Annotated in this window: 1 pseudogene; it reads left to right on the top strand. The window is 64.3% G+C overall.

Features of this window, described 5'->3' with window-relative positions:
• A pseudogene (locus QZH66_RS18750) lies at positions 1 to 381 on the top strand (CoA-transferase); the annotation flags it as partial.

Raw genomic sequence — 381 nt, 5'->3', positions numbered from 1 at the left:
GCCTCGATCAGCATGCTGTCGAGCAACCCCGAACTGATGATGACCGACTCCGAGGCCTGGCTGGTCAGCGAGCCGGTGCCGATCGGGCCGCGCGGCGGCTACGAGATCAAACGCGAAGGCTGGATGGGCTTCACCCGCATCTTCGACAACGTCTGGAGCGGCAAGCGCCACGCCATGGTCGGGCCGACGCAGATCGACCGCTTCGGCCAGGCGAACATTTCGATGATCGGCAGCGACTACCACAAGCCCAAATCCATGATGCTGGGCGTGCGCGGCTTTCCCGGCAACTCCATCAGCCACGCCAACTCGTTCTTCGTGCCCAACCACAGCACCAAGGTGTTCGTGGCCGGCGAGGTCGACATGGTGGCCTCGGTCGGCTAC

The organism is Stenotrophomonas sp. YIM B06876, from assembly GCF_030711595.1.
Taxonomy (GTDB): domain Bacteria; phylum Pseudomonadota; class Gammaproteobacteria; order Xanthomonadales; family Xanthomonadaceae; genus Stenotrophomonas.
Note: the sequence above shows the minus strand (reverse complement) of the source record. Positions and strands in the feature narration are given on the sequence as shown.